Origin of the sequence: Paeniroseomonas aquatica (assembly GCF_030409335.1) — a bacterium.
Taxonomy (GTDB): Bacteria; Pseudomonadota; Alphaproteobacteria; order Acetobacterales; family Acetobacteraceae; genus Belnapia; species Belnapia aquatica.
In genome coordinates this window covers 1-24,581 of sequence record NZ_JAUFPN010000313.1, presented here as the reverse complement: position 1 = coordinate 24,581, position 24,581 = coordinate 1, and the positions used below count along the sequence as shown (strand labels likewise).

The window sequence follows — 24,581 nt, the reverse complement described above, 5'->3', positions numbered from 1 at the left end:
TTCCCTGCGGTTCCGCTCAGCCTGGACCGGCCGCGGAGGCGAAGAGGTTCAGCCCCAGCTGCTCCGACAGGAACCGGGTCGCCAGCTGGCCACGGACGCTGTTGCCGGCCTCGTCCAATGGCGGCGAGAAGGTGCCGAGGCCGCCCTTGCCCGGCGCGATGGTGACGAGGCCGCCGGCGACACCGCTCTTGCCGGGCAGGCCGACCTCGTAGAGCCAATCGCCGGATTGCTCGTAGAGCCCGGCGGTGGCCATCACGGCCAGCACGCGCTGGCAGCGGTCGGCATCCAGCACCCGATCCCGCGTCACCGGGTTCACGCCGCCATCGGCCAGCGTGGCGCCCATCACCGCCAGGTCGCGGGCCGTGACGTTGACGGCGCATTGCCGGGTATAGAGGTCGGTCGCCTCATCCGGGTCGCAGTACATCCGGCCATAGCCCTGCAGCAGCCGCGCGATGCCCTGGTTGCGCTGGTTGGTCGCCGCCTCCGAGGCATAGACGGCCGCATCCATCGCCAGGTCGCGCCCGGCGAAGCGGGACAGGCCCTCCAGCAGGAAGCGCCACTTCTCGGCATGGGTCCGACCCGGGACCAGGCTGGTGGTGGCGATGGCACCCGCATTCACCATGGGGTTCATGGTGCGGTCGCGGTTCAGCTCGATCGCCATGACCGAGTTGAACGGCAGGCCGGTCGCATTGACGCCGATGCACTCCCGCGCCCGCCCGCCGCCCAGCGCCTGGCAGACCAGGGCGAAGACGAAGGGCTTGGAGATGCTCTGGATCGAGAAGGCGCGGTCCGCCTCTCCCGCCGCATGCAGCGTCCCGTCCACCGCGGCGACGCATAGCCCGAACCAGTCCGGCCTGGCCGCGGCGAGGACCGGGATATAGTCGGCAACCTTGCCGTCGGTGACCGGGGCATAGCGTTCCCAGGCGGCGCGGACCAGGCCCTCGACCGCTGCCGCCCCGGGCAGCTGGCCGGTGGAGACGGCCGTGGGGCCGGCCGCTTCCTCCAGGTGCAGAAGGCGATGCATGCGCGCTGTCTCCGGCCGGTTCCGGGTGGCTACTGGAGGGTGACCTCGCCGACGAGCTGCAGCCCCTGCTGCTTGTTGAAGGTCAGCGCCTTCAGCTGCTTCTCGGGTGTCTGGATGACGGCGACGCCGCGCCCCATGTCGACCGCCACGATCCTGCTGGCCGGGAAACGGGTCTGCATCGCGTTCAGCAGCATGACCTCGAGCACCCCGCGTGGGGTATTGCCCTCGCCTGCGCGGCGCATCACCTCGGCCCGGAGGTCGGGTGCCAGCTCGTTGAGTTCGGCAGCCTGGAATTCGCGCGACCCCATGCTGGACTGCGCCGCGGCCGGCAGCGCGAAGGCCGCGACCACGAGGCCGGCCAGAGCCGGCGAGGCGATCCTGGAACGACGGAACGACATCGTATCTCTTCTCCTGCTGGCTGCCGCGACGCGGTTCCCCGGGACCTTCGCTGGACTGCGGAAGACCGGCGCCATGGCGTGCGGTGCCGACGCTAGCCCCCGAGGCCAGCGAAAGGATTGGCCTGGCATCCCCGGTTTGAACCTGCTGTCCCAAATGGATCCGCATTGCTTGCCGTGGGCTGCCGAAACGGTTTCCGTGCATGGGTCGGGTTCTGCTGAGGCGCGCGCCCACCGAAGGGGGTCTGCCGCCGCGGGCAGCAACCGCATGGGAGGCACCAGGAATGCAGACCTCAGGTCTTGCCCGCGTCCATGACGCCCGGTTTCTCCCGCAGCCCGGGTTCGAGCATGCCACGCTGGATTCGAGGCTGCGGCCGGTGCATGTCTTCTCGACGGCATCGGTGCCGCCGGCGCGGCAGTTCGACGCCTGGCAGGCGCAATGCGGTCCCGTGCTCGACCTCGGCGCGCCGCCCGGACCGGCCTTCGGGTATCGCGCGCATTGCACCGCCTGGAAGCTCGGCCCCTTCGCGCTGACGAGCGTGTCCGCCGCGGCGGCGCGCTATCGTCGCACGCCGGCGCAGATACGGCGTGACGCCATCGATCATTGGGTCATCCGGATGGCACGCCGCGGCACGCAAAGCCTGTGGAACGAAACCGGCGCGGCCGTTATGGCGCCGGGTATCCCCTGCATCATGTCGCTCGGCAGCGCCTTCGACGGCGAAAGGTCCGACCTCGACTGGGTCAGCCTCGTGGTGCCGCGCGACCTGTTTCCCAGCATCGCCCCGACCATCGACCGCAGCCTGCACGTCGGGCTCGACGGCAGCCTCGGCCTGCTGCTCGGTTGCTATCTCGAGATGATCAACGCACAGCTCGGCACCATGACGGAGGCGGAGCTGCCGCGCCTGGTTGCGGCGACGCGGGCCATGGTCGCGGCCTGCATCGCCCCGGCGCCGGGCATCCGGGAGGCCGCGGCGCCGCTGCTCAACCATACCAGGATGGAGCGGGTGCGCCAGGCCATCCGGCATAACCTGCGCTCGCCCACGCTGACGCCGAAGCGGATTTGCCGGCTGGTCGGCATGTCGCGTTCGCAGCTCTACCGGCTGTTCGAGCCCATCGGCGGCGTCGCCCGCTATATCCAGGCGGAGCGCCTGCGCGAAGCGCATCGCGCGCTCGCCAATCCGGACAACCAGCGCGGCATCCACGAGGTCGCGGAGGATCTGGGCTTCTTCGACGCTTCGGCATTCAGCCGGATCTTCCGCCGGGAGTACGGCTGCACGCCGAGCGAGGTGCGCTCCGCGGCCGTCGCAGGTTTGAGCGATGCCTCGCCGCAGCGGTCGCCGCGGCCGCGCGGGGCGGTCGCGGTGGCCAGTCTCACGGACCTGCTGCAACTGCAGCTGCGGCCGTGAACCGGCGGGGGATGAAGCGTCGCCCGACCCCATCCGGGGGCTGCCCCGGGCCGGTCAGCGCAGCGGCAGCAGCCAGGGCACGAGCAGCAGGCTGATCGCCATCACCACCAGGGTGAAGGGCACGCCCAGCTTGACGAAGTCGCCGAAGCCATAGCCGCCGGGCGCCACCACCAGCGTGTTCACCGGCGAGGAGACCGGCGTCATGAAGGCGGAGGAGGCGGCGAGGGCGACGATCATGGCGAAGGGATAGGGGGAGGCGCCGATATCCGTGGCGACCGCCAGCGCGACGGGTGCCATCAGCACCGCCGTCGCCGTGTTCGAGATGAACATCCCGAGCCCGGCGGTGACGACGAAGATGATGCCGAGCAAAAGGTGCGGCGCGGCATTGCCCGCCACCGCCAGCACGCCCTCCGCCGCGAGGTCGACGCCGCCGGTCCGCTGCAGCGCCACCGAGAAGGGCAGCATGCCGACGATCAGCACCAGGCTCTTCCAGCTGATGGCGCGATAGGCGCTGGCCAGGTCGACGCAGCCGGCCAGGCCCATCAGCAGGCAGCCGATCAGCGCGGCATGGGCATTGGGCAGCACGCCGCCCACCATCAGCCCCACGGTGACCAGCAGCGCCGCCACCGCCGCCAGCGCCCGGCTCGGTGCCGGCAGCACCTCGTCGAATTCCGCCGGCAGGTTCAGCAGCACGAGGTCGCCGTTGCTGCCCCGCAGCTCGGCGATATCCGACCAGAATCCGAACAGCAGCAGCGTGTCGCCAACCTGCAATTTCTGCCGCAGCAGATCCGGGCCGACGATGGCGCGACCCCGCCTGAGCCCGACGGCGGTGAGCCCATCCTCGGAGCGCAGCCGGGCCTGCAGCAGCGTCTGGCCGACCAGGCTCGACTCCGCCGGCACCAGCGCCTCCACCATGCCGACCTCCTGCGCCCGGCTGGCGAAGTAGCGGGTCTCGTCGCCCAGGGGCAGGGGCTGCAGGCCGTGCCGGGCAAAGAGTTCGGCGTGTTCCACCCGGGTTTCCTGCACATCGGCCAGCAGGACGTCGCCGCCCTGCAACGCCAGGGTGGCCGAGGGGTGCAGCAGGTCGTGGCCGAAGCGCCGCCGCCGCTCCACGGCGAGGATGTTCATGCCCTCCGCCCGGAGCGACAGGGTGTCCAGCGTCCGGCCGGCCAGCGCTGAATCCTCGGGTACCAGGAGGCGGTACTCGCGGTCCGGCAGGGCATAGAGCTCGACCCAGTCGGCCAGGCGCGCGCGGCGGGCCGGGGGCGCGGGGGCCGCCCCCCCGGCCAGCAGGCGGCGCGCGAACAGCATGTAGCCGACCCCGGCCAGCAGCAGCGGCAGGCCGAACGGGGTGACGGCGAAGAAGCCGAAGCCCTCGATCCCCTGGCGCTGCAATTCGGCATTTACCACCAGGTTGGGCGCGGTGGCGACCAGGGTCAGCATGCCGCTGAGCAGCGCCGCGACCGAGAGCGGCATCATCAGCATGCGGGGCGAGGCCCCGGTCCGCTGGCAGAGCCGCAGCACGATCGGGATGAAGATCGCCACCACGGCGGTGCTGCTCATCACCGCGCCCAGGCCGGCGGCGACCAGCATGAGCAGGACCAGCAGCCGCGTCTCGCTGCTGCCCGCCGTCTCGCCCAGCCAGTCGCCGACCCGCCGGGCGACGCCGGTCCGCACCAGCCCCTCCCCGATGACGAAGAGTGCCGCGATCAGCACGATGTTCGGGTCGCTGAAGCCGGCCAGCGCCTCCTGCACCGTCACCGCGCCGGTGAAGGGCAGCAGCACGATCATGATCAGCGCGACCGCATCCATGCGTGGCCGGTTGATGACGAACATCGCGATGGCCGCGGCGAGCAGCAGCAGCACGAGGAGCAGATCGGTGGTCATCGCGGGGCCCTCCGGCCGGATCGAGGATAGCGGGCCGCGGCCATCAGCCGCGGAGTTCCGGCACCGATCGGAGCACCCCGGCCATGCCGGTCAGCATGATCTCGGCCCCGATGCACAGCAGCAGGAAGGCGGCGAGCTTGGAGGCGACCAGCGTGCCCTGCGGCCCGAGCCGCCGCACCAGCGCCGCGGCATAGGCGTAGGCGAGCCAGACCGAAGCGGCGACCGCGGCGGCGACGAGCACGGCGGCGACGGCGCTGACCAGCAGGTCGCTGAGGCCGGCCGCGCCCCTTTCCGCGCCCAGGGCGACGGAGGCGGCGATGGAGCCGGGCCCGGTGGTCAGCGGCAAGGTGAGCGGGAAGAAGGCCATGCGCTCCACCGGCGCGGTGTCGAGCGCGGCCGGCGCCCGGTCCTCCCGGCGGCGCCCCTCCGGCTCCTCGTCCAGCATGCGCCAGCCGGAGACGGCGACGGCGAGGCCGCCGGCGATGCGCAGGGCCTCGAGCGACACGCCGAAGAAGCCGAGCACGCGGGAGCCGAGGAAGAGCGCCACGACCAGCACGGCGAAGCTGTTCAAGGCGATGGCGCGCGCCAGGCGCGCCCGCTGCTGCGTCGTCAGCCACTGGGTCATGCCGTGGAAGACCAGCGCGCCGCCCAGCGGGTTGATGATGCTGATCAGGGCGGAATAGCCGAACAGCCAGTCCGAGAGCAGCCTGGCGACGAGGAAGCCGTCGATCATCGCCGGGCCTGGCCGGGCGTCGCGCGCTCGGCAGGACTCAGCGCAGCTCGATGGTGACGCTGCCCTGGGCGAAGCGCAGTTGGCCGCCGGCGCGGTCGGCGCGCAGCCGCAGCTCGACCCCGGTCTCGTTGCGCAGGAAGCGGGTTTCCGGGCCGTTCCCGCCGCCCGGCGGGCGTGGCGCGATGCGTTCCTGGTAGCGGCCCGGGAAGTCCTCTAACCGGCGCAGGTTGAAGACCTCCCCGCTCGCGGCAAGGGTGGCGACGCCGAGGCTGCCGAACTCCAGCCCGCGGACGGAGAAGGACAGTTCCTCGCCGCGGAAGCGCAGCCGGCCGCCGCCGACGGCGGCCCCGACCGCCAGGATGCCGATGCGGACCTGCTGGATCTCGATCGAGGCGTCCGGGTTCGGGTCCGGCCGTGACGACGGGCGCGGCTGCCCGCGGACCGGGCGGGCGCCGGGCAGGAGAAGGGTGCAGACAGCGGCCAGGGCGGCCAGGCGGTTGCGCATGGTCATGCAGTCTCCCCCGGTGTGGCCGCGCTGGTGCCGGGACAGGTCGGACCCGCGCGCCCGAGCCGGCACGGGCGCCTGCGGTGATGCAGCACATCCTCAAAGGCCCCAGGGCAGGCCGGCGACGAACCAGACGACGAAGAACAGCGTCCAGGCGACGCACATGACCGCCACATGCGGCAGCATCAGCGCGATCACCGTGCCGACCCCGGCCTCCTTCTGGTAGCGTTGCGCGAAGGTGACGATCAGCGCGAAATAGGCGTTCAGCGGCGTGATGGAATTCATCGGGCTGTCGCCGACGCGGTAGGCCGCCAGCACCACTTCGGGATCGACGTTCAGCTTCATCAGCAGCGGGATGAAGATGGGGGCGAAGAGCGCCCATTTGGCGACGGCACCGGTGATGATCAGGTCGATGACGAGGGTCACCAGGATGAAGCCGATCAGCAGCCAGAGCGCCCCCAGATTGGCATCCTTCAGCACGCCGGCGAGGCCGACGGCGGCCAGGGTCGCCATGTTGCTGTAGTTGAAGAAGGCGAGGAACTGCGCGATGACGAAGAGCAGCAGGATGAGCCCCGCCAGGCTGCCGATCGCCTTTTGCATCGCGCCGATGATGCCGTTGGCGCCCTGCAGCTTGCCCGAGCCGATGCCGAAGGCGGCGCCGGAGACACCGAAGATCAGCGCGATGGAGACGATCAGGCTGCCCATGAAGGGCGAGGCCCCGATGATGGCCCCCGTCTCCGGATGGCGCAGCGGCGCGCCGGGCGGCAGGGTCAGCAGCGCGATGAAGCCCAGCACCGCCAGCATGGCATAGAGCGCGAAGCGCAGGCCCCGCGATTCCGCCGGGCTCAGCACGCCCTCGGTCGCGTCCGGCCGCTCGCCCGCATAGACGCCGAGCCGCGGTTCCACCACGCGGTCGTTCACCAGGCCGATCAGCAGCACCAGCAGGGCGACCGACCCGATGGAGAACCAGAGGTTCGCGGCAAGGTCGATGGACCGGTTGGGATCCAGCAGATGGATGGCGTCATTGGTGATCTCGGTCAGGATCGCATCGGTCGGCACGATCATGACATTGACGAGGAAGGCCGAGGCGACCGAGGCGAAGCCCAGCGCCAGCCCGGCCAGGGGATGCCGGCCGATGCTGACATAGGCGGCGGCGGCCAGCGGGATCAGCACGAGGTAGCCGGCATCCGCCGCGATCGAGGAGACGATGCCGACGAAGGCCAGGATATAGGTCAGCGCGCCGGCCGGCGCCGCGGCGACCAGCTTCTTGATCAGCGCCCGCACCAGCCCGGATTCCTCCGCGATGCCGACGCCCAGCATGGCGACGATGATGACGCCGACCGCGTTGAAGGACATCAGGTTCTGGACGACGCCGGTGAACATGAAGCGGATGCCGTCCATCGTCAGCAGGCTGTTCGCCAATGCGGTCAGCGTCTGCAGCTCGTCCGTCACCGGGTCGATCACCTGGTAGGTGACGCCCAGCCGGAAGGCGTAGAGGAGGTGCGAGAGGACGACCACCGCGAGGATCAGGTAGACGAAGATCATCACCGGATGGGGCACGCGGTTGCCTACCCGTTCGATCGCGTCCAGTATCCGTTGCATCAACGTCGCCGGCGTTCCATCCGGCACGACGGCCTGCCCCGTATCCATTGCTGCTGCCTCCACGCGGCCACGACTGGCGGCCGAACCGACCAGGCTACCGCGCCAACGCGTCCAGGATGCGCGCCCAGGAGCGCATCCCCTTATGGAAGCTGGTCACGTCGTATTTCTCGTTCGGGCTGTGGATGCGGTCGTCCTCCAGCGCGAAGCCGGCGAGGATCACATCCATCCCGAGCGCCTTCTTCAATTCCGCGGTCACCGGGATCGACCCGCCGCCGCCGATGAAGACCGCGGGCTTGCCCCATTCGTCGCTGAGCGCCTGCCGTGCCTTGCCAAAGGCGGGATCATCCACCGGGAAGCGGATGGCGGTGCCCGAGCCGTGCTCCCGGAACTCGGCCCGGCAGTCGGCCGGCAGGCGGGCCTGCACATGCGCGCGGAACGCGCGGCGGACGGCATGCGGGTCCTGGTCGAAGACCAGGCGGAAGGAGACCTTGGCCGAGGCGGTCGCGGGAATGACGGTCTTGAAGCCTTCGCCCTGGTAGCCGCCGCCCATGCCGTTGATCTCGGCGGTCGGACGTGACCAGACCATCTCGAGCGCGCTGCGTCCCGCCTCACCGGCCGGCACGGAGAGGCCGACCTCGCCGAGGAAGGCCCGCGGGTCGAAGCCGAGCGAATCCCATTGCGCCTTCAGCGACGGCGGCAGTTCCGGCACGCCGTCGTAGAAGCCATGCAGCGTCACGCGGCCGGCGGAATCATGCAGCTCGGCCAGGATGCGGGCCAGGACCCGGTTCGGATTGGCCGCGGCCGAGCCGTAGAAGCCGGAATGCAGGTCGCGGTCGGCGGCATGGATGAAGACCTCCTCGCCGCAGAGGCCGCGCAGCATGGTCTGGATGGCCGGTGTGCGCGCATCCCACATGTTGGTATCGCAGATCAGGCCTATGTCGGCCTGCAGCTCCGACTTGTTCCGCTCCAGGAAGGACGGCAGGTTGACGCCGCCGGATTCCTCCTCGCCCTCCAGCAGGATGGTGACGGGGATGGGGAGGCTGCCGGTGACGGCCTTCCAGGCGCGGCAGGCCTCGATGAAGACCATCACCTGGCCCTTGTCGTCGGACGCGCCGCGGCCCTTGATGACCCGCGTGCCGTCGGCCCGCGTGGCGATTTGCGGCTCGAAGGGATCGTGGTCCCAGAGCTCCAGCGGATCCACCGGCTGCACGTCGTAATGGCCGTAGAACAGCGCGGAGGGTCCGCTGGCGGTCCGGTCGTGGGCGACCACCATCGGGTGGCCGGGCGTGTCGCGCAGCGTGGCGTCGAAGCCGATGCCGGCCAGATCCGCCGCATGCCAGGCGGCGCAGGCCCGGCACTCCCCGGCATAGGCCGGGTCGGTGGAGATGGAGCGGATGCGCAGCAGGGCGAATAGCCGTTCCAGCGCAGGCTCCAGATCGCCGTCGATCCGCGCGAGGACGTCGTCAAGCCTGCTCATGGAGCGACCCTTCCCCGGTGGTGGAGACATGGCGCATCGCGGTCGTTTCCTCCTGCATCCTGCTGCCGGTCCGGCAGGCGGCGTGCGGCACAGGGCAGGATAGGTCGGGGGGCACGGGCCCGCATGAGCGGAGGATGCCGAGGCTGTGCGTCCCGTCCCAGGTGCCGCGGGCACCCCGCTCTACCGGGCTGCCGGGCGATCCGCCGTCCCGCCCAGCGTGGCGACTGCGGGCGGCTCCGTCGCCCAGGCTTCGCCATCCGTCATCTTGCGCGCGCCATAGTCGAACAGGGCGCGCATGTAGGGCCGGTCGAAAGGCTCCCGCCGTTCCATCCGGAAATTGGATCCGATGAAGCTCAAGCGGAATTCCATCCCGTCGCGCTGCGCGGTCAGGAAGATGCGGCTGATGTCGCCGACGCCGCTGAAGTGCAGCAGGGTCGCAAGCGAGCGGCTGGCGATGCTGACCAGGCCCCGGTCGACATTCGCCCCCTCCACATCCATGCGGCCGTTGCGGACGACCCAGACGGTGCGCGGCCGGGGCACGGCCGCCGCGCCCATCAGGCTGCGCGCATCCAGTGCCGGCGGGTAGAAGAAGACCTGCGTCGCCGCGCCGCCGTCCACGTGCATTTCCTGATGGGGCCGGCTGGCGTGCTCGACATCGATCAGCACGGGCGGAAAGGCGCCGGGGATGGAGGCTGAGGCGAGCAGGATGCGGCGGAACAGCACCAGCGCCGAGGGATGGCCGCTGGCCGCGATGGCGCCGATGTTCCAGACCACCGGGCGCTGCAGGTCGAGGTTCGTCGTCCCGATCAGCAGCAGCCGGCCGCGCGCGTATTCCCGCGCGATGGCGGCCAGCATCGCCGCATCGACCTGCTGCTCGATCAGCCGGTAGAGCGGCGAGGTATCGGCCAGGGCCAGGTTGAACAGCAGCGCGAAGGGAATCCGGCGCAGCAGCAGCACGTCGCGTGGCGCGAGCTCGGTGAAGACCTCCCGCAGGTGCGGATCGTAGCCCGGCCCGAGGAAGGCGAAGGGCGCGATCAGCGCGCCGGCGGAGATGCCGGTGACGACATCGAATTCCGGGCGGGAGCCCACGGCGGTCCAGCCGGTCAGCAGGCCGGCGCCGTAGGCGCCGTTGTCGCCGCCGCCCGACAGTGCCAGGAAATTGGCCGGCGGCAAGGCGCCGGGCGTCCTGGCGCGCTGCCGCTGCAGCATCGTCGCCGCCTCGCGTCGCAGGGCCTCCGGCGCGCCGTCGGGCCAGAAGCGGGCATTGGGGATGCCGAGGATCGGCAGATCCACCGTCGCCTCGGTCGGCGGCGCCTCGAGGCGAAGGATGCTGGCGCAGCCGGCCAGCCCCATCAGCAGGATGAGCGCCGACCCGCGCAGCCCGGAGGCGAGGCGACGGTGCAGCTTCAGCATTCCGGGCCAGATCCTTTCAGGGGTCGGCGTATCGCCGGCGGCCTAGAAACGGGCGATGGCGCCGACCAGGACGCGATTGGCGATGCCATGCCCGACGCCGCCCGGACCCCCAGCGGCGGCGGCGCCGAAGAGGTCGCGCCGCGTGAACAGGTATTCCAGCCCGATATCGAGCCAACCGGTCGAGACGCTGCCGTTGCGCGCCTCGGCGAAGGGGCTCCAGATCAGGTTGGCGAAGGCCTGGTGCAGCTCCCGGTTCAGCGACAGGGCGGCGGTGGAGCCAGGGGCGAATTCCAGCGCATAGCCCGGGTAGTCCTGCCGCGCGTAGGAATAGGCGAAGCTGCTGCGCAGCGGCGGCAGCCAGAACCGGCGCCAGGCGGCGGTCATGCCCCAGGCGGGCAGCGGGTCCAGCCGCAGCCCCAGCCCGGCCGAGGCCAGGCCGATGTTGGAGGTGGCATCCTGCCCGCCGGTGCCGCCGAAGAAGTAGCGCCCGATCCCTTCGCCGTAGAAGGCCATGCCGACCAGTTCGTCCGACCCGAAGGCCGGCGAGAGGATGCGCAGCGGCATCCGGACATGCCCGGCGAAGCCCCAGGCCGTGGCGTCGCGGCGGCCACCGGTGGCGGCGGTGCCGGCGGTCTCGACCCGCAGGTTGCGCAGCAGGCCGCGCAGGCCGAATTCCCAGCCCGCATCGGCATAGGTCAGGCGCCCCAGCAGATCCGGCCAGGCATTGAAGGCGGGGCTCGCCCCGTTGTTCAGCGAGCTGCCCGGGGTGAACAGGCCGGTGCCGGAGACGTAGCTGGTCTCCGGCGCCTCCAGCGAGGCCTGGCCGGTCAGCCCCGGCGCCAGCCGGCCGGTGATGCGCAGCTGGGCCTGGCGGACGAAGGACTGGTTCAGGTTGGTCGCGTCGATGATGGTCTCGAACAGCCCTTCGTTCCACAGGCTGTTCGCCTGGCCGACGAGCACGCGGAACGCCGGCGTGCCGAGCTCCGCCCAGGCCTGGCGCAGGCGGAAGACGGCATTCGGGGAGGTCGGGGCGCCGCCGCCGAAATCGCCTTCGATCCGCGTCTCCAGCGTGCCCCAGCCGGTGAGGGTGCGGGTGTCCACGCCGAAGCGGCTGAACCGGGCGCCCATGCCGAATTCGCCGCCCTGCCGGTCGGCCGCGCTGCCGGTCAGCGGGATCAGGGCGGGCGCGGGGGCGTCGGTCTGGTTGCGGCCATTGGCATCGGTGAAGGCGGTTAGCTTGGCGAAGCCATAGAGCCGCACCTCGGTGGCGGCGCCGGGGACGCGAAAGGCGATGCCGGGCAGGTCGGCGCGCAGGGCATCGCCGCCCTCGCCGGCGAAGTTCTGGCGGCCCATGGGCTCCGGCGGGTCGAGACCCTGGACCGGGGCGGTGACGGCGGCGGCGGCCTGGCGGGCCTGCTCCGCGTCCTGTTGTGCCACGCGCGCCTGGTCGGCAGCGGTGCGGGCCTCGCGGGCGGCGTCCCGGGCGGCCCGCGCCTCGGCCGCAGGGGCAGGGCCAGGGCCAGGGGCAGGGGCAGGGGCGGGGCGGGGCGGCGCAGGCACCGCGGCGACCGCCGGCGGACGGCGGGCGGAGCGGGTCTCGAGCTGCTCGAGCCGCCTGCGCATGTCCTCGAGCTGGCGGCGCAGCTCCGCGATCGTGGCCGCGTCGCCCGCCGGCGCCTGGGCCATGGTTTGAGCCTGGGCAGGCGGCATCATGCCGGCGAGCGAGGCGAGGACGCCGAGGCACAGGGTCCGGGCGCTGCGGGTACCGGACGGCATGCGCGGGCCCGTACCGCCTCAGCGCGGCGTGGAGGCGCGGCCGGCGGTGACGCCCTGCTGGAAGGACCGTTCCCGGCTCTGCTGGTGGCGGTCCCAGGCGAAGCCGCCGGCGCCGCCGACGCCGGCACCGATGGCGGCGCCGAGCCCGGCATTGCCCGCCAGGGCGCCGATCAGCGCGCCGCCGGCGGCGCCGCCGGCCGCGCCGGTCATGGTGCGCTGGGTGGTGGGGTCGAGGTCGGCGCAGGCCGGAAGCGCGAGGCAGACGGCGAGAAGGCCGGCGTTCAGGAGACGCTGCGTCACTGTGGATCCTCCGGTTCAGCGGCGGGTGCTGCGCGGGGCGGGCGCGGCCGGGCAGGGATAGGCGGCGGCGGCCCAGCGCAGCATGCCGTCCACCGCCTGCTCGCCGCCCAGCTGCGGATTGCCGCGGGCCCAGGCGACGAAGGAGGCCTGCGCGGCCTCGAAGCTCGGCGACGGGGTGGGCAGGCAGAAGATCACCGGCCGGTCGGTCGACATCTCCCGGTGGTACTGGCCGGCGCCGGCCATGAAGCCGCGGCAGAAGCCGACGGCGATGGCGCCGGCTGCCTCGCGGGTCTCGCTGGCGCAGGCCTCGGCGAGGGTTGCGGTGGTGATTCCGCGGGTCTGCGTCTGGGCCGCCACCGGCTGGCCGATGAGAAGGGCTGCCGCCCCGGCGGCTGCGAACAAGACTTTGCGCATCCAACTCTCCTGTCCTGCCTGCATGGTGCCGCATCGGCCACGCTTCAGCGCCAGCGCGGCGCCAAGCTCCGGAGCACATTGCAGTCGGGCCGACCGGTAGCGATACGACCCTATGCGTTGGTACGGGGGAGCAGCAATTCGCAGGATGTTCCAGGGCTGTGCACAGCGTCTCGATCCGTCGCAGCGCGAGACAATCCGCGCGCGGGACCTGCCGCGGCAGCATGGCCCGCCCGCGGAATGCCGCGTGGCCGCTCACCGTGCTGGAGAGGCTGGGGCCGAGGGCGGGGTGACGCCCAGGCCTACCCGGGATGGAGCTTCTCCTGACCTGGAGCGGTATCGGCGTCAGCCGCGGGCGCATCCGTCAGCGATGACTCGCGACCGGCGCAGGCTTCGCCTGCAAGCACCGTCAGCGCCGGCCTGCGCAGCCACGAAGTCGCACATTGCATGCCGGCGCCGATGGCGATCAGCCGCATGCTGCGGCTGATCGCCAGCCCCGGACACCACTCGGACCTGCGCTATGCGGCAGCGCTGGCCCCGGGCGTCCCGGCCTGCGACGCGGCGTTTGACTGCGGTTACGCCTCGATGCCGCTGCGTGCGGCCTTCGCCGCCGAGGCTGCATTGTCCACACCTGACCCAAGCGAGGCATGGTCGATCCATTCGCATGGGATCCCGTGCTCTATGCCCGGCGGTACCCGTCGAGAACTTCTTCTCCGGGCTCGAGGACTTTGCCCGAATCGCCCTGCGACGCGACAAGACACGCCCAGTTCGATGGGCTTCGCCCATCTCGCCGCCACGGCCGACCATCAGTTCGGCTCGGGGCTCGGTCGACGCGAATAGTAGTAACACCGATGGTGCTGACCCAAGGTTATTGGGCGGCTCCACGGTCCATTAGCCGCCGATCGATTTCGGCTGACTCGCGCCAGCAGGCTTCAGGACGGATCACCGTAGCACAAGTGCGCGTGGGATACGCTGCGGGGCATCTTGTGACTGCCGCCATATCCTGAAGTGATTAAAGGCACTTGCCAGGATGGAATGGTGCCCAGGGGCGGAATCGAACCACCGACACTGCGATTTTCAGTCACGAAAATTGCCCTGACATTAGGCGCCTTTAGGTGTCCGCAAACCGCCATCACCGGCGGCAATCCTTGACTTGCCTTACCGACATTGCGACACTGCCCGCCACCGATTGCCGGGAGGCGACGGTGTGATGAGTCCGCGGTGAGTCCGCAAGATTCGTCGCAGGGTCGCAATCGCAGTGACGGAGCCGCGGACTCATGGCGTTGAACCTGGCCGATCGGAGCGTGAGCGCAGCCCGCTGCCCCGAGGGCCGCAAGGATGTGCTGCTGTTCGATGACGCGTTGCCCGGCTTCGGGCTGCGGGTCACATCCGGCGGGACGCGGACCTTCATCTTCCAGTATCGGGTCGAGGCGAAGGTACGGCGGATGGTGCTGGGCACCTTCGGGGCGGAATTGACCACCGCCCAGGCACGAAAGAAGGCTGAATCGCTGCGCGGCCAGGTGCGGGATGCGCGCGATCCGGTCGCCGAACGGCGCGCGGTCAGGATCGCCGCCGCCAAGGCCGAGGCAGCGGAGAAGGCTGCGCGCGCCGCGGCGACCTACACGGTTGACGCCATGATCACCCATTGGGCAGCGGACCATCTAGCCGAGCGATCGGACTCCTATGCAAACCGGGTGCCGGCAGAGCTTCGCCGGGCGCTGGCCGAGTGGAAGAAGGCACCGGCCGATGGTTTCACCCAGGCGGATGCGGTGCGGACTCTGGATGCCATCAAGACCGAACGCGGGCCGATCGCCGCAAACCGCCTGCGGGCCGTGGCGCGGGCCTGCTGGGGATGGGCAGTGAAGCGCGGCGCGCTCGCCTCGAACCCCTGGGAAGCAACGCCGCGGCCGGCGCGGGAGACGGCGCGCGAGCGGGTATTATCCGATGCCGAGGTCGGCGCCCTTTGGACGGCTGCGGCCGGGCTGGATGCGCCCATGTCCAGCATTGTGCGGCTGCTGCTGCTGACCGGGCAGCGGCGCGGCGAGGTCGCCGGGATGCAATGGGATGAGTTGCACCTTGACGCGGCGATGTGGGCGATGCCGGGCAACCGGACCAAGAACGGCAAGCCGCATAGCGTTCCGCTGCCAGCGGAGGCGGTGGCGCTGCTGCTGGATGTGAAGCGGCGGCGCGGTGCGGTGCTAGTGTTCGAGGGCGCGCGGGAGACGGTACCGAGCGGCTTCGGCAAGACGAAGGCGCGGCTGGATGCGGCCATGGTGAAGGCGGCGAAGGAAGGCGGCCGGAAGCTGCCCGCCTGGACGCTGCATGATATCCGCCGGACGGTCGCCACCGGCTTGCAGCGGTTGGGCGTGCGGCTGGAAGTGACCGAAGCCCTGTTGAACCATGTGAGCGGCAGCCGGTCCGGTATTGTGGGCGTGTATCAGCGGCACGGATGGGAGCGAGAGAAGGCCGAGGCTGTGAAAGCCTGGTCGGCGCATCTGCTGCGCTGCGCCGAGGCGAAGCCCAAGGCGGCGGAGGATGCGGCCAAGGTGGCGGACATGGCCGAGCATCGGGCACGGCGCGGCAAGCGCGCCTGACAGGCTGCCCGGCAGCGCGGGCAACCTCGGCAATATGGGCAACCATCGGCGGCCGGATGGCGGCCCGCTGCGGCTTGAAGGGCGAAGCGGCCGGTTGCCCGAGGGCGAAGCTGCCGGGCAACCTGGGCAACCGCCGGAGCGGGCTTTGGGTCCCTCCGGCTGATTGGGAAGTACGGGAGGCAAAGGCGTGCGCCTTCGCCATTGTAGGCGTCATGGGCCAGGGTTACGGGTGTGACGGCGTGACCGTTGGCCGGGCCGCGGGTCCAAATGTGGCCGCAGCGTGCTGCCTAACGTGATTGTTTCGCCGCCATGCCTCGCCGGGCTAGCCTGCCGGCGGCGCCGCTAGGAGTCGCGACCGAACGCCGGGACCCCATCCCTGGCCCGCGGCGCCGCCCGTAGGATGGGGCTGCCGGATGGGGTGGCGGTGCGGATCATTGTGACGCGCGGAGAGATCGCGCATGGAAGGCGTGGCTATTCGCTGGATGAGGTTTTGGACCTTCCAGATGATGAAGCGGCACGGATCATCGGCGCCAATGGGCCGAACCAATGGGTAATGCCTGAGGCCGAGGCGCCGCAGGTATTGGTGACCGCGGATTGGCGAAACAATGGCCGCGTTTTCGAGGTTGGCACGATTGTGCCCGTTTCCCCGGAGACACTCACAATAATGCGCGCCTATGGGTTGGGTGTGCCTTGGCCTAAACCGCCGCAGCAGGTTGCTCCCGATCCGGTGTTCCATGCCATGCCAGCGGACTGGACAGGCGGGCCGTTCAAAACCGTCGTTGGTGAGCTGATCTTTTGCGCGCCCGAAGTGGCGGCTTTCAACGCCACGACCGATGGCCCGCATGGCAATTTCGCGCTGCCAAAGCCAAGCTTGGTCGGCAATATGACGGTAGCGTTGTGGACGGTCGCGGTATGGGAAACGAAAGCTGGCACCAAGCCGCGCAGCTACTGGAAGGATGCACCCAATCGGAACAAGCGCGGGGCGCTTGCGTGGTGGAGGCAGCGTGAGGTTGATCGGCTGGCTTGTGCGATGTTCGATCGGCTTCGATCCGGCGAATGGCTTGCATCCGGCGTGCGCGATGATACTGCCGAGGCGCAACGGGTGGACATACTGCCCAGCGCATGGCGTCACCCGCGCTACCTACTGAAATGGGAACGGTACGGCGCCGCCCTTCGCCCGGAAGATGGGGCGCCTGGCCCGCTGCCGCACTACGCGATGATCGAGGTCCGCAAGCCGCCATCCATTTCAGTAGGCACCGCAGCGGCTGAAACACGGTGCCGCCAATGGATTCATGACCTGGCGGTGCAGCATCCCGAATCGCCACCGCGGCCCAAGGCTCTCCTGCGGAACGAGGCAGCGACAATGCCCATTGGCGCGTCGGATCGGGCGTTCGACCGGGCTTGGGGCGCCGTGGCGCCCGATGCCTGGAAAAAGCCGGGCCGAAAGAAATCGAATCACCGCGCCGATTAAATCGTGTCGGCTATTTCCGTGTCCTCTCTGCCCTGACCTTGCGCCCAGCGGCGACTTTTGCCGCGTCAACGCGAGGTCCGACAATGAGTGACGATGCTTTTCTCGACGAGGCGGAGTTGTGCCGACTGCTGCGGGTGAAGTCCCGCACGGCGCAGCGGTGGCGGGCCGAAGGCACGGGTCCCGCCTTCATCCGGGCGGGTGCCCGGCGCATCCTCTACCGGCGGCTGGACGTGGAAGCCTGGGCGGCCGGGCGCACCTTCGCACACCGCGCGGCAGAGTTGGCCGCGGCGGTAAAGGGCAGCGCCGATGCGTAGCGCGCCGGTCCTCGCCGCCGACGGCGTGCCCGGTGATCCCGCGCGCTGGATGGTGCCCTGCCCGTTCTGTGGCGGGCTGCACGTTCATAGCGCCGAGGCCGGGCACCGCGCGCCGCACTGCCCGCCCGACCGTAGCCCCGCGGAGGGCTACGCGCTGCGCTTCGCCGGCATGGCTTCCGGCGCTCTGTTGCGCCGGTATCGTGGGAATGTCCGCGCGTGGGAATCGATCGCCGCCCCCGCCATGCGCGACGGTGGCGCCCGATGAACGCGCTGTCGCAGATGCGCTGGCACCGCGCGGCGGCGCGCCTGCACGCGTTGGGCGCTCGTGCCTTCGCAGAGGCGGTGGCGGAGGTCGCCCAAACCCACCCGGCCGGCGCGGACCTGCTGGCGGTATTCGAGACCTACGGTTCCCGCCTGGGCGCCGACATGATCCGCGCGGCCGGCGCCGATCGCTTCCCGCCGCGCCTGCTGGCAGTGGTGGTGCCGAGCGATTCGGAGGACGGCGCCTGATGCCCACCCCCCTGGACTTCACCGCGATCAATGCCGCGGCGCTGCCGCACCTCGAACACCTTTGCGCCCGCTGGCTGCCAGGCGGCCGGCGGATCGGCCCGGAATGGCGCTGCGGCAGCCTGGGCGGCGAGGCCGGCGGCAGCCTGGGCGTCCGGCTGTTCGGCGCGCGGGCCGGCGCCTGGCAGGACTTCGCTACGGGGGAGAAGGGCGGCGATCCGGTGAGCCTCGCCGCCGCCATCTTCCGCATCCCGCAAGCCGAAGCGGCACGTCGCATCGCCGCCATGCTGGGCATCGCGGTGGAGGATCGCGGCCATGGATGAGGCGGACCCCTTCGCGCCGCTGCCAGGTGCCCAAGATGGCGGCGGGAAGCCCCCCACGGCCGCCGATCCTCCCGCCGGCCGGGGGGAAGCCTTCGCCGCCATCCTTCCCGCGCCGGCACCGCTGCCGGACGCGATCCGGCATCATCGGCTGGGCAAGCCGGCCGCGGTGTGGCGTTACCACGATGCGGCCGGCGCCCTGCTGTTTGCGGTGTGCCGATTCAAGACGGAAGCCGGCAAGGAAGTGCTGCCCTTCACCTTTGGGCGGCGCGGCAAGCGGGAGGGCTGGCAATGGGCTGCCCCGCCCGTGTTGCGCCCGCTATTCCGTCTGGATGCGTTGGCAGCGCGGCCAGCGGCGCCCGTGGTGGTGACGGAAGGGGAGAAGGCAGCGGAGGCGGCGGCGGCGCTGTTTCCCGAGCATGTGGCGATCACTTCGCCGAGCGGCGCGAAGGCGGCAGCGAAGGCGGACTGGTCGGCGCTGCGCGGGCGGGTTGTCATCGTCTGGCCTGACAATGACACGGAAGGCGCGGCCTATGCCGCGGAGGTTGCGCGGCTGGCACGGACTGCCGGTGCCCGGCGGGTCGGTGTGGTCGGCGTGCCGGGGAGTTGGCCGGCGAAGTGGGACCTGGCCGATGCACCACCGCCGGACGTGACGGCTGATCGGCTGCGCGCCATGGTCGCCGCTGCCGCAGCCGAGCCGGTGAAGCCGCCGACGCTGCCGCCCGGCTTCACCATGCAGCGGGATGGGGTGTTCCTCGCCGCCGATGATGAGGACAAGCCGCCAGTGCATGTCTGCGGTCCGCTGGAAGTCATCGCCGGCACCCACGACGGGGAGGGCGAGGATTGGGGCGCGCTGCTGCGCTGGCGGGATGATGATGGCCGCACCCATGAATGGGCGATGCCTCGCGCGCTGCTGGCCGGTGACTGCGCCGAGGTCCGCGCGCGGCTGCTGCGCGGCGGGCTGTTCATCTCTACGGCCAGGCGGGCAAGGGAAGGGCTGGCGACCTATCTCATGCGATCCCGCCCGGCGGCACGGGTCCGCATCGTCGCCCGGCTGGGCTGGCTTGAGACGCCAGCGGGGCGGGTATTCGTCCTGCCGCGGGAAACCATCGGCTTCGCCGGATCGGAGCCGGTGCGGCTGCAAACGGAAAGGCCCGAAGTGCTGCCGCCGGTCGCCGCGGCCGGAACCCTGGACGATTGGCGCGCGAGCGTCGCCGCGCATAGCGCCGGAAACTCCCGGTTGGTGCTGGCGGTGTCGGCTGCCTTCGCCGCGCCGCTGCTGGGCTTGATTGGGGCGGAGGGTGGGGGCGTCCATTTCCGGGGCGCATCCAGCAAGGGCAAGTCCGCTGCGTTGGTGGCGGCGGGCAGCGTATGGGGCGGCGGCGGGGTTCGTGGCTGGCTGCAACGCTGGCGGGCTACAGACAACGGCTTGGAAGCCCTGGCCGCAGCGCATTGCGACATGCTTTTGACCTTGGACGAAATGGGCGAGGTCGATCCGCGCGCGGTGGGCGCCATCGCCTACATGCTGGCGAATGGCAGCGGCAAGGCACGGGCGCAGCGCGACGGCGGCGGCCGAAGATCGGCGGAATGGCGGGTGTTGTTCCTGTCCTCCGGTGAAGTCGGCATTGCCGATAAGATGGCCGAGGCCGGCACGCGGCTGCGCGCTGCAGCGGGCATGGCGGTGCGCGTGGTCGATCTTCCCGCCGATGCCGGCGCCGGCATCGGCGTGTTCGAGGCGCTGCACGATGCGCCAGATGGCCGCGCCTTCGCGGATCGCATGAAGGCGGATGCGGGGCGTTGCTACGGCACGGCCGGGCCGGAATTCCTGCGGCGTATCCTGGCCGATCCGGGCGCGGCGGCGGCGGCGGTGGCGGAGTTCCGCCGGGTGTTCCTCGCCGCCCATGTGCCGAAGGGCGCGGACGGCCAAGTTGCCAGGGTCGCCGGTCGCTTCGCCATCATCGCCGCGGGCGGGGAGTTGGCGCGGGTGCTGGGCATCTTGCCCTGGCCCGAGAGCGAGGCCGTGTGGGCGGCGGCGCGATGCTTTGTCGACTGGCGGCGCAGCCGGGGTGGTGACGGTCCGGCCGAGTTCGAGGCCGGGATTGCCCAGGTGCGGGCTTTCCTCGAACGCAATGCTGAAGGTCGCTTCCGGCTGCTGGGGAGCGATGAGGCTGGAGAGACGGCAACCGGGGCCGAGCGGGTCTATCTAGCCGGCTTTCGGCGCCCTGCCCCATCCGGCGACGGGACTGAATTCTTCATCCTGCCCGAGACATGGAAGGCCGAGGTCGCCACCGGCTTCGATGCCGGCGCGCTGGCGCGGGAGATGGTGGCGCGGGGGTACCTCCGCGCCGATCCGGGCGACGGCAAGCCCGCCTGCCGGTGTTCGCTGCCCGGTCGGCCCAAGGGTGCCCGCGCCTATCACATCCTGCCAGCGATCTTCGCCGATGGGTGAGCCGGTGCCGCCGGCAGCCTGGGCGGCGGCACTGTTGGGCGCGCTGGCCGCGGGTTGCCCGGTTGCCCAGGCGGGAGAGGCAGAGGGCAACCGACAAGGCCTAGAAATTCCTGCACAATATCAGAGTCTTGCACCTAATATTGCTCAAGGTGCCCAGGTTGCCCAAGCCGAAGTGTCATTCTGTACCAGCGGCGAGGCCAACGCGGATCGTGTCGATCCTGTCGAGGTCGCCGAGCGGGAGGCAATTCAGGTGGAGCCGCTATTGCCGCCGCCGGGTTCGGTGGAGGCAGCACGCATGGAAGCGGAACAACGACGGATGGTCGCCGGCCTGCTGAGCGCATCGCGGCGCCCGTCGGGCTGGGGTCCCTCCGGCTATTCCTGAGGTACGGCAGGCAAAGGCGTGCGCCTTCGCTAGTGGGTGCCGTTGCAGAAGGGTGCAACAGGTTAAGTGCACCCCAGCAACCGGTTCAGGCTGCAAGCCCAGGTTGCGCCAGCCGCCCCCATTGGGTCCTCCCCGCGGCTTCGGCAGATACGGGGGGCCGAAGCGCATGACTGTGGGGTGGCGCTTTCCCAGCAATTCCTCGGTTTGATATTTTTGATGATGAGATTCCGCGGCAGCCAAATCAGGCTGGATGAGTCCGCACAGAAAATCTGACGCAAAAATGGCGCCTTTTCCGAGGCGCCGTGCAAGTCAAATTGTTCAATGAAAACAAAATGGAGCCCAGGGGCGGAACCGCCTTCGGCCGTTAAGCCGCTGAAATATCAGTCTGTTTGCGCGCGCAGACGCAGCGATAACGCCTAATATACCGTTCGAGCTAACCTTGATTTTGCTTGGATCGTGAGCTCCGGAGATTCAGATTGGCGCGAGTCACATTTGGCGGATCGGCTCAGCGGCGTCCCTACGCAATTTTCGAATCCCACCCTCTCCGCCAGTAGTCGGCAGGAAAGCCGCAGAAGAGCAACACTCCTGGATGGTCCCCTCTGCTTCGTCCCAACGTTCGTCCCAACGCAAGCGCGCGGTCGGCAGCGTCTGGAAGCGGACGACCTCGTGACCGGCAGCGCTCGAGCGCCCGTGGATGCAATCGCGGGACGGGGTGTGCACCCGACGGGAGGCGGCGGCCATGAAAGCGTACTGTCGATTCGAATCGCTGCTGCTCCGCCAGTTCCCATACGAGCCGGGCTCTCCGCCTCACCAACCGCCGCGCTGAGTGGCAGGTTTCGTGGGGTTTTCAGGGCAGACCTGTTGACTGACCTGCCGCGGAGACGGGGAAAAATCGCTCTCCGGAGCGCCTTTCTATCCGAACCTCCTGACTTGGGCGGTTTAACACGGGCGAAAATGTCCTGGAATAAGGTTCTCCCGCACTTTCCGTGCTCCCAGACCCCCAACGGAAATGGGTAAGTGGTTGAGGCGCCTCAGGAAGCAGCTCACCTATTTCGTAATGATGCTATGCCACTTTCCACGATCGCCAGATTAGCGATTTGCTTAATATAATCAGATGGTTGGGCGTCCCAACTCCGGAACGACAGCACGGAAGAACCTGGAATAACAAGCCATTGGTAGTATGCTGCAACCAGAGAATTCGATCTGCACTCGACACCCAGGTGATGCTGGCACTGCAATCAGTTCGGGTTTTTGCCTGGCCGCTCAGTCAGTTCGCCAGACCGATGACTCGGTTGCCGGTGCTATCCATCCGCATTTCGAGCTCTCGAGACATCGACAGGACGTATGAGGTCGAGCTGCCAAGCGCGAACGGGTAAATGATCGGAGCCGAGTCGAATTTGGCGACGTTCATCGCATGACCGGCATTTCTCAGGCACGCCTCAACAAGCCACGCAGCAACCGCCGATCCGTGCAGATCGATCTCATTGCTGCGAACAATCCGCTTGCCCTGGTTCATTCTCTCGATCGCGCCCCAGTCCGCCTGAGACTGGAGAACCATGTTCGTCATACGACGAGTTCCTTCACGCTCACCATAGATTTCGGCCATCCGCCTGTGAACCTCTGCAGACGTGCAGTCGCCCTGCAGCGCTGTCAGCCGACCTACGATCTCAGCCACTTTCCCGAAAAAAGGATACGTGGCGATGGCCATGCCCCAAGTGAGAGCGGGAATGGAAGTGTCGGGTTCCTGTCGATAGATTTGTACACCTCGATCTGCGAACTGAACCAAGTCCTGGCGTGGTTCTAGCCACAACCGATTCAGCACCGTTCGGGTCTTTTTTTTGGCAGCGAGACCTACATGCGACGCATCTAGAAGCTCAGTAAGGTCATTGAGCGTCGCAATGCCAGCCCTCACGCGAAGTGCGGCTGCGGCCCAGTCCAACTGAATGAAACGGTCAAATCCAATTTGACTCACAGATGGACTCATGAAGCATCTCGCGTGAAATTTATTTTAACGAACGGGACGACCAGCTCCTCCACCGAAAGTCCGCCGTGCGCAACAATCTGATCATCCTTTGGAACAAATGCCTCCCCGGTGCGGGCGTATAGCGGCAAGAAGTCGGGAGGTAGTCCAGGGATATCGAATCGAAAGGCCCCAAATTCTGCTGGCACCGATGCCGCGAGGGCTTCGCTGCGATACGTTCGTACTCGTTCGCCCCTGATCTCTGATATAACTCCCTGGCTAAGCCGGCCGATCCCTTTGGCCTCGACGTTGCCATGATCGGCGGTGAGATAGATCTTATAATCGTGCTCAGCCAGCAGGAGGAGTAGCGTCTCGACGAAGCCGGTGTCGCACCACGCGCCAATCTGACCGGTGATGCCTCTCTTGCCCAGCATCGCCCCGTGGACGATTTCGTCGATCATGTCGATGACTATGCCGGCGACTTTCGTGGTCGGCCTGGAAATGGCGGCCTCCAGCTCAGGCAACTGCTCAGTTCGCTTGAGGCTTTTCTGATAGAAGACTTCCGATTTACGCAGGCCGTTGTCTTGCCAAAAGCGCGCCCACAGTGATGCCTCCTGCGAGGTGGTCTCGATGGAACTTGCGAATTCACGCGGCTTAAGGCCAGAGAACAATGCCTGCCGCGAGACCGACGTGAGTGTGGGCAACCACGCAAAGCACGCCCCCTCATCCACTGCAAATCCAGGAACGCGTCCTGCCAGGTACTCGCGGATCTGGATCCACTGGTCCATCGCGAGGCCGTCGAACACGAGGAGCGCAATGCGCTCCTCCCCGGCGTTGCGGCGCAACGAAAGAAACCGAGGCACGTGATGAACCATGACTGGCCCCTTCGCGGCTGGGAGAGACGGCAGATCGGCAAAATGAGCGAAAAGCCAGCCCTTCAAACGCTCGTCGGCGTCGCGCTGCAGCTGCCGGAGCTGTTGTAGAAGTGGTGCTGCGATGGCTGCGTTCAGACCGTGGAACCGGAAGCTAACCTCTCCCATACGGCGCGCGAGGTCAGCCCAATTGCGGTGGGACGAATCCATGCCGGGAAGATCCTCAGCGATCTTCTTGATGCCCTCGCGGACAAGGTCGCCGAGTGTACCGGGATCCTCAACTAATCCGACTTTGACCCAGGCCGGCATTCCCGTGGGAGAGCCTTCGATGGTGACAGGCTGAAGCGTACCTTCAAGGAACATAGTATCGACGATGACCCTGACATCCGGATGCTCGAACGGGATCGAGATCGCGCCGAGCGCCTCCGGAGATCCTGTATCCGCAGCACGAGTGCTGCAAATGCCGAACCGATCTAGAAATCGCCCCCAGCATTCTTGCACGATGCGCACCATGTAGCTCTTCGAGGAGAGCAGCTCAGAAACGGGGAGTTCTCCAAGTGCGCTGTCTCTCAGGATTCCGGCGACATGGTCAGCAAGCATTTTTGGCAGACCGGATCCGCGGTAATGCAGACGCAGAGCTTCTCGCCAGAAATCCTCAGGACGAGGGATTACGTAGGGGCTTATGCGGAAGATGTGATTGAGGATGAATTCCTTAGTCGCAGCCTCGCCGAGTGGCTGCGACGCGGTAAGCGTCGCGGCAGCAGCAGGGGCAGAGTTGCATTG

At 68.9% G+C, this 24,581-nt stretch carries 23 protein-coding genes and 1 tRNA gene; 10 read left to right on the top strand and 14 right to left on the bottom strand.

Annotated elements, in window-relative coordinates; translation table 11 throughout:
- Nucleotides 1-16: 16 nt before the first annotated feature.
- A complete protein-coding gene (glsA, locus tag QWZ14_RS31735) occupies nucleotides 17-1,024 on the bottom strand; it encodes a glutaminase A (protein ID WP_290321095.1) in 1,008 nt (335 codons plus the stop codon).
- Between the two features lie 29 nt (nucleotides 1,025-1,053).
- Complete coding sequence (locus tag QWZ14_RS31730; RefSeq protein WP_290321094.1) at nucleotides 1,054-1,422, bottom strand: hypothetical protein; 369 nt, start codon at nucleotides 1,420-1,422, stop codon at nucleotides 1,054-1,056.
- 200 nt (nucleotides 1,423-1,622) lie between these two features.
- On the opposite strand from QWZ14_RS31730, the gene QWZ14_RS31725 reads away from it, so the two are divergent.
- Entirely contained in the window at nucleotides 1,623-2,825 is a 1,203-nt protein-coding gene (locus tag QWZ14_RS31725) for a helix-turn-helix transcriptional regulator (RefSeq protein ID WP_290321093.1), read from the top strand.
- Between the two features lie 54 nt (nucleotides 2,826-2,879).
- Here the strand turns inward: QWZ14_RS31725 and QWZ14_RS31720 are convergent, their stop codons facing one another.
- From QWZ14_RS31720 to QWZ14_RS31680, 9 genes are all read right to left on the bottom strand, one after another.
- Nucleotides 2,880-4,712 (bottom strand): SLC13 family permease, encoded by a 1,833-nt coding sequence (locus QWZ14_RS31720; RefSeq protein WP_290321092.1) that lies wholly within the window; start codon nucleotides 4,710-4,712, stop codon nucleotides 2,880-2,882.
- Nucleotides 4,713-4,755: 43 nt separating this feature from the next.
- The gene (locus QWZ14_RS31715; protein ID WP_290321091.1) at nucleotides 4,756-5,445 is read right to left on the bottom strand and encodes a MarC family protein; all 690 of its coding nucleotides are present in this window, start codon (nucleotides 5,443-5,445) and stop codon (nucleotides 4,756-4,758) included.
- Between the two features lie 37 nt (nucleotides 5,446-5,482).
- Nucleotides 5,483-5,956 carry a hypothetical protein gene (locus QWZ14_RS31710; RefSeq protein WP_290321090.1) on the bottom strand — a complete coding sequence of 158 codons (474 nt, stop codon included), beginning with the start codon at nucleotides 5,954-5,956 and terminating at the stop codon, nucleotides 5,483-5,485.
- Nucleotides 5,957-6,049: 93 nt separating this feature from the next.
- Nucleotides 6,050-7,552 (bottom strand): AbgT family transporter, encoded by a 1,503-nt coding sequence (locus QWZ14_RS31705; protein ID WP_290321089.1) that lies wholly within the window; start codon nucleotides 7,550-7,552, stop codon nucleotides 6,050-6,052.
- Between the two features lie 94 nt (nucleotides 7,553-7,646).
- A complete protein-coding gene (locus QWZ14_RS31700) occupies nucleotides 7,647-9,029 on the bottom strand; it encodes a M20/M25/M40 family metallo-hydrolase (protein ID WP_290321088.1) in 1,383 nt (460 codons plus the stop codon).
- 180 nt (nucleotides 9,030-9,209) lie between these two features.
- Nucleotides 9,210-10,442, bottom strand: a complete 1,233-nt coding sequence (locus QWZ14_RS31695; protein ID WP_290321087.1) for a patatin-like phospholipase family protein — start codon at nucleotides 10,440-10,442, stop codon at nucleotides 9,210-9,212.
- A gap of 42 nt (nucleotides 10,443-10,484) precedes the next feature.
- Entirely contained in the window at nucleotides 10,485-12,218 is a 1,734-nt protein-coding gene (locus QWZ14_RS31690; RefSeq protein ID WP_290321086.1) for a hypothetical protein, read from the bottom strand.
- Between the two features lie 18 nt (nucleotides 12,219-12,236).
- On the bottom strand, nucleotides 12,237-12,518 hold the full coding sequence (locus QWZ14_RS31685) for a YMGG-like glycine zipper-containing protein (protein WP_290321085.1): 282 nt from the start codon (nucleotides 12,516-12,518) through the stop codon (nucleotides 12,237-12,239).
- Nucleotides 12,519-12,533: 15 nt separating this feature from the next.
- Complete coding sequence (locus QWZ14_RS31680) at nucleotides 12,534-12,932, bottom strand: Rap1a/Tai family immunity protein (protein ID WP_290321084.1); 399 nt, start codon at nucleotides 12,930-12,932, stop codon at nucleotides 12,534-12,536.
- Between the two features lie 456 nt (nucleotides 12,933-13,388).
- Between QWZ14_RS31680 and QWZ14_RS31675 the strand changes: the two genes are divergently transcribed.
- A complete protein-coding gene (locus QWZ14_RS31675; RefSeq protein WP_290321083.1) occupies nucleotides 13,389-13,769 on the top strand; it encodes a hypothetical protein in 381 nt (126 codons plus the stop codon).
- A 196-nt stretch (nucleotides 13,770-13,965) separates the two neighbouring features.
- Here the strand turns inward: QWZ14_RS31675 and QWZ14_RS31670 are convergent.
- A tRNA-Phe gene (locus tag QWZ14_RS31670) sits at nucleotides 13,966-14,037 on the bottom strand.
- A gap of 169 nt (nucleotides 14,038-14,206) precedes the next feature.
- Here QWZ14_RS31670 and QWZ14_RS31665 point away from each other — a divergent pair.
- The 8 genes from QWZ14_RS31665 (at nucleotide 14,207) to QWZ14_RS31630 (ending at nucleotide 20,966) form a co-directional block, all read left to right on the top strand.
- The gene (locus QWZ14_RS31665; RefSeq protein WP_290321082.1) at nucleotides 14,207-15,523 is read left to right on the top strand and encodes a tyrosine-type recombinase/integrase; all 1,317 of its coding nucleotides are present in this window, start codon (nucleotides 14,207-14,209) and stop codon (nucleotides 15,521-15,523) included.
- 424 nt (nucleotides 15,524-15,947) lie between these two features.
- On the top strand, nucleotides 15,948-16,994 hold the full coding sequence (locus tag QWZ14_RS31660; RefSeq protein WP_290321081.1) for a hypothetical protein: 1,047 nt from the start codon (nucleotides 15,948-15,950) through the stop codon (nucleotides 16,992-16,994).
- Between the two features lie 83 nt (nucleotides 16,995-17,077).
- Nucleotides 17,078-17,308: a helix-turn-helix transcriptional regulator gene (locus QWZ14_RS31655; protein WP_290321080.1), complete on the top strand. Its 231-nt coding sequence runs from the start codon at nucleotides 17,078-17,080 to the stop codon at nucleotides 17,306-17,308.
- Nucleotides 17,301-17,573 carry a hypothetical protein gene (locus QWZ14_RS31650; protein ID WP_290321079.1) on the top strand — a complete coding sequence of 91 codons (273 nt, stop codon included), beginning with the start codon at nucleotides 17,301-17,303 and terminating at the stop codon, nucleotides 17,571-17,573. Before QWZ14_RS31655 ends, QWZ14_RS31650 begins: the two co-directional genes overlap by 8 nt.
- Nucleotides 17,570-17,818: a hypothetical protein gene (locus QWZ14_RS31645; protein WP_290321078.1), complete on the top strand. Its 249-nt coding sequence runs from the start codon at nucleotides 17,570-17,572 to the stop codon at nucleotides 17,816-17,818. Before QWZ14_RS31650 ends, QWZ14_RS31645 begins: the two co-directional genes overlap by 4 nt.
- On the top strand, nucleotides 17,818-18,138 hold the full coding sequence (locus tag QWZ14_RS31640; RefSeq protein ID WP_290321077.1) for a hypothetical protein: 321 nt from the start codon (nucleotides 17,818-17,820) through the stop codon (nucleotides 18,136-18,138). Before QWZ14_RS31645 ends, QWZ14_RS31640 begins: the two co-directional genes overlap by 1 nt.
- Entirely contained in the window at nucleotides 18,131-20,584 is a 2,454-nt protein-coding gene (locus QWZ14_RS31635) for a DUF927 domain-containing protein (protein WP_290321076.1), read from the top strand. Before QWZ14_RS31640 ends, QWZ14_RS31635 begins: the two co-directional genes overlap by 8 nt.
- Nucleotides 20,577-20,966 carry a hypothetical protein gene (locus QWZ14_RS31630; protein WP_290321075.1) on the top strand — a complete coding sequence of 130 codons (390 nt, stop codon included), beginning with the start codon at nucleotides 20,577-20,579 and terminating at the stop codon, nucleotides 20,964-20,966. Before QWZ14_RS31635 ends, QWZ14_RS31630 begins: the two co-directional genes overlap by 8 nt.
- Before the next feature lie 1,267 nt (nucleotides 20,967-22,233).
- Here the strand turns inward: QWZ14_RS31630 and QWZ14_RS31625 are convergent.
- Both QWZ14_RS31625 and pglZ read right to left on the bottom strand, forming a co-directional pair.
- On the bottom strand, nucleotides 22,234-22,950 hold the full coding sequence (locus QWZ14_RS31625) for a hypothetical protein (protein WP_290321074.1): 717 nt from the start codon (nucleotides 22,948-22,950) through the stop codon (nucleotides 22,234-22,236).
- Nucleotides 22,947-24,581: BREX-3 system phosphatase PglZ (gene pglZ, locus QWZ14_RS31620; protein WP_290321073.1), on the bottom strand; the 1,635-nt coding region annotated here is incomplete at its 5' end. The genes QWZ14_RS31625 and pglZ, both read right to left, overlap by 4 nt.

What these genes read in the sequence shown, in the direction of transcription:
- glsA (WP_290321095.1), bottom strand. Translation starts at nt 1,024, where the DNA reads ATGCATCGCCTTCTGCACCTGGAGGAAGCGGCCGGCCCCACGGCCGTC.
- QWZ14_RS31730 (WP_290321094.1), bottom strand. Translation starts at nt 1,422, where the DNA reads ATGTCGTTCCGTCGTTCCAGGATCGCCTCGCCGGCTCTGGCCGGCCTC.
- QWZ14_RS31725 (WP_290321093.1), top strand. Translation starts at nt 1,623, where the DNA reads ATGGGTCGGGTTCTGCTGAGGCGCGCGCCCACCGAAGGGGGTCTGCCG.
- QWZ14_RS31720 (WP_290321092.1), bottom strand. Translation starts at nt 4,712, where the DNA reads ATGACCACCGATCTGCTCCTCGTGCTGCTGCTGCTCGCCGCGGCCATC.
- QWZ14_RS31715 (WP_290321091.1), bottom strand. Translation starts at nt 5,445, where the DNA reads ATGATCGACGGCTTCCTCGTCGCCAGGCTGCTCTCGGACTGGCTGTTC.
- QWZ14_RS31710 (WP_290321090.1), bottom strand. Translation starts at nt 5,956, where the DNA reads ATGACCATGCGCAACCGCCTGGCCGCCCTGGCCGCTGTCTGCACCCTT.
- QWZ14_RS31705 (WP_290321089.1), bottom strand. Translation starts at nt 7,552, where the DNA reads ATGCAACGGATACTGGACGCGATCGAACGGGTAGGCAACCGCGTGCCC.
- QWZ14_RS31700 (WP_290321088.1), bottom strand. Translation starts at nt 9,029, where the DNA reads ATGAGCAGGCTTGACGACGTCCTCGCGCGGATCGACGGCGATCTGGAG.
- QWZ14_RS31695 (WP_290321087.1), bottom strand. Translation starts at nt 10,442, where the DNA reads ATGCTGAAGCTGCACCGTCGCCTCGCCTCCGGGCTGCGCGGGTCGGCG.
- QWZ14_RS31690 (WP_290321086.1), bottom strand. Translation starts at nt 12,218, where the DNA reads ATGCCGTCCGGTACCCGCAGCGCCCGGACCCTGTGCCTCGGCGTCCTC.
- QWZ14_RS31680 (WP_290321084.1), bottom strand. Translation starts at nt 12,932, where the DNA reads ATGCGCAAAGTCTTGTTCGCAGCCGCCGGGGCGGCAGCCCTTCTCATC.
- QWZ14_RS31675 (WP_290321083.1), top strand. Translation starts at nt 13,389, where the DNA reads ATGGCGATCAGCCGCATGCTGCGGCTGATCGCCAGCCCCGGACACCAC.
- QWZ14_RS31665 (WP_290321082.1), top strand. Translation starts at nt 14,207, where the DNA reads ATGGCGTTGAACCTGGCCGATCGGAGCGTGAGCGCAGCCCGCTGCCCC.
- QWZ14_RS31655 (WP_290321080.1), top strand. Translation starts at nt 17,078, where the DNA reads ATGAGTGACGATGCTTTTCTCGACGAGGCGGAGTTGTGCCGACTGCTG.
- QWZ14_RS31650 (WP_290321079.1), top strand. Translation starts at nt 17,301, where the DNA reads ATGCGTAGCGCGCCGGTCCTCGCCGCCGACGGCGTGCCCGGTGATCCC.
- QWZ14_RS31645 (WP_290321078.1), top strand. Translation starts at nt 17,570, where the DNA reads ATGAACGCGCTGTCGCAGATGCGCTGGCACCGCGCGGCGGCGCGCCTG.
- QWZ14_RS31640 (WP_290321077.1), top strand. Translation starts at nt 17,818, where the DNA reads ATGCCCACCCCCCTGGACTTCACCGCGATCAATGCCGCGGCGCTGCCG.
- QWZ14_RS31635 (WP_290321076.1), top strand. Translation starts at nt 18,131, where the DNA reads ATGGATGAGGCGGACCCCTTCGCGCCGCTGCCAGGTGCCCAAGATGGC.
- QWZ14_RS31630 (WP_290321075.1), top strand. Translation starts at nt 20,577, where the DNA reads ATGGGTGAGCCGGTGCCGCCGGCAGCCTGGGCGGCGGCACTGTTGGGC.
- QWZ14_RS31625 (WP_290321074.1), bottom strand. Translation starts at nt 22,950, where the DNA reads ATGAGTCCATCTGTGAGTCAAATTGGATTTGACCGTTTCATTCAGTTG.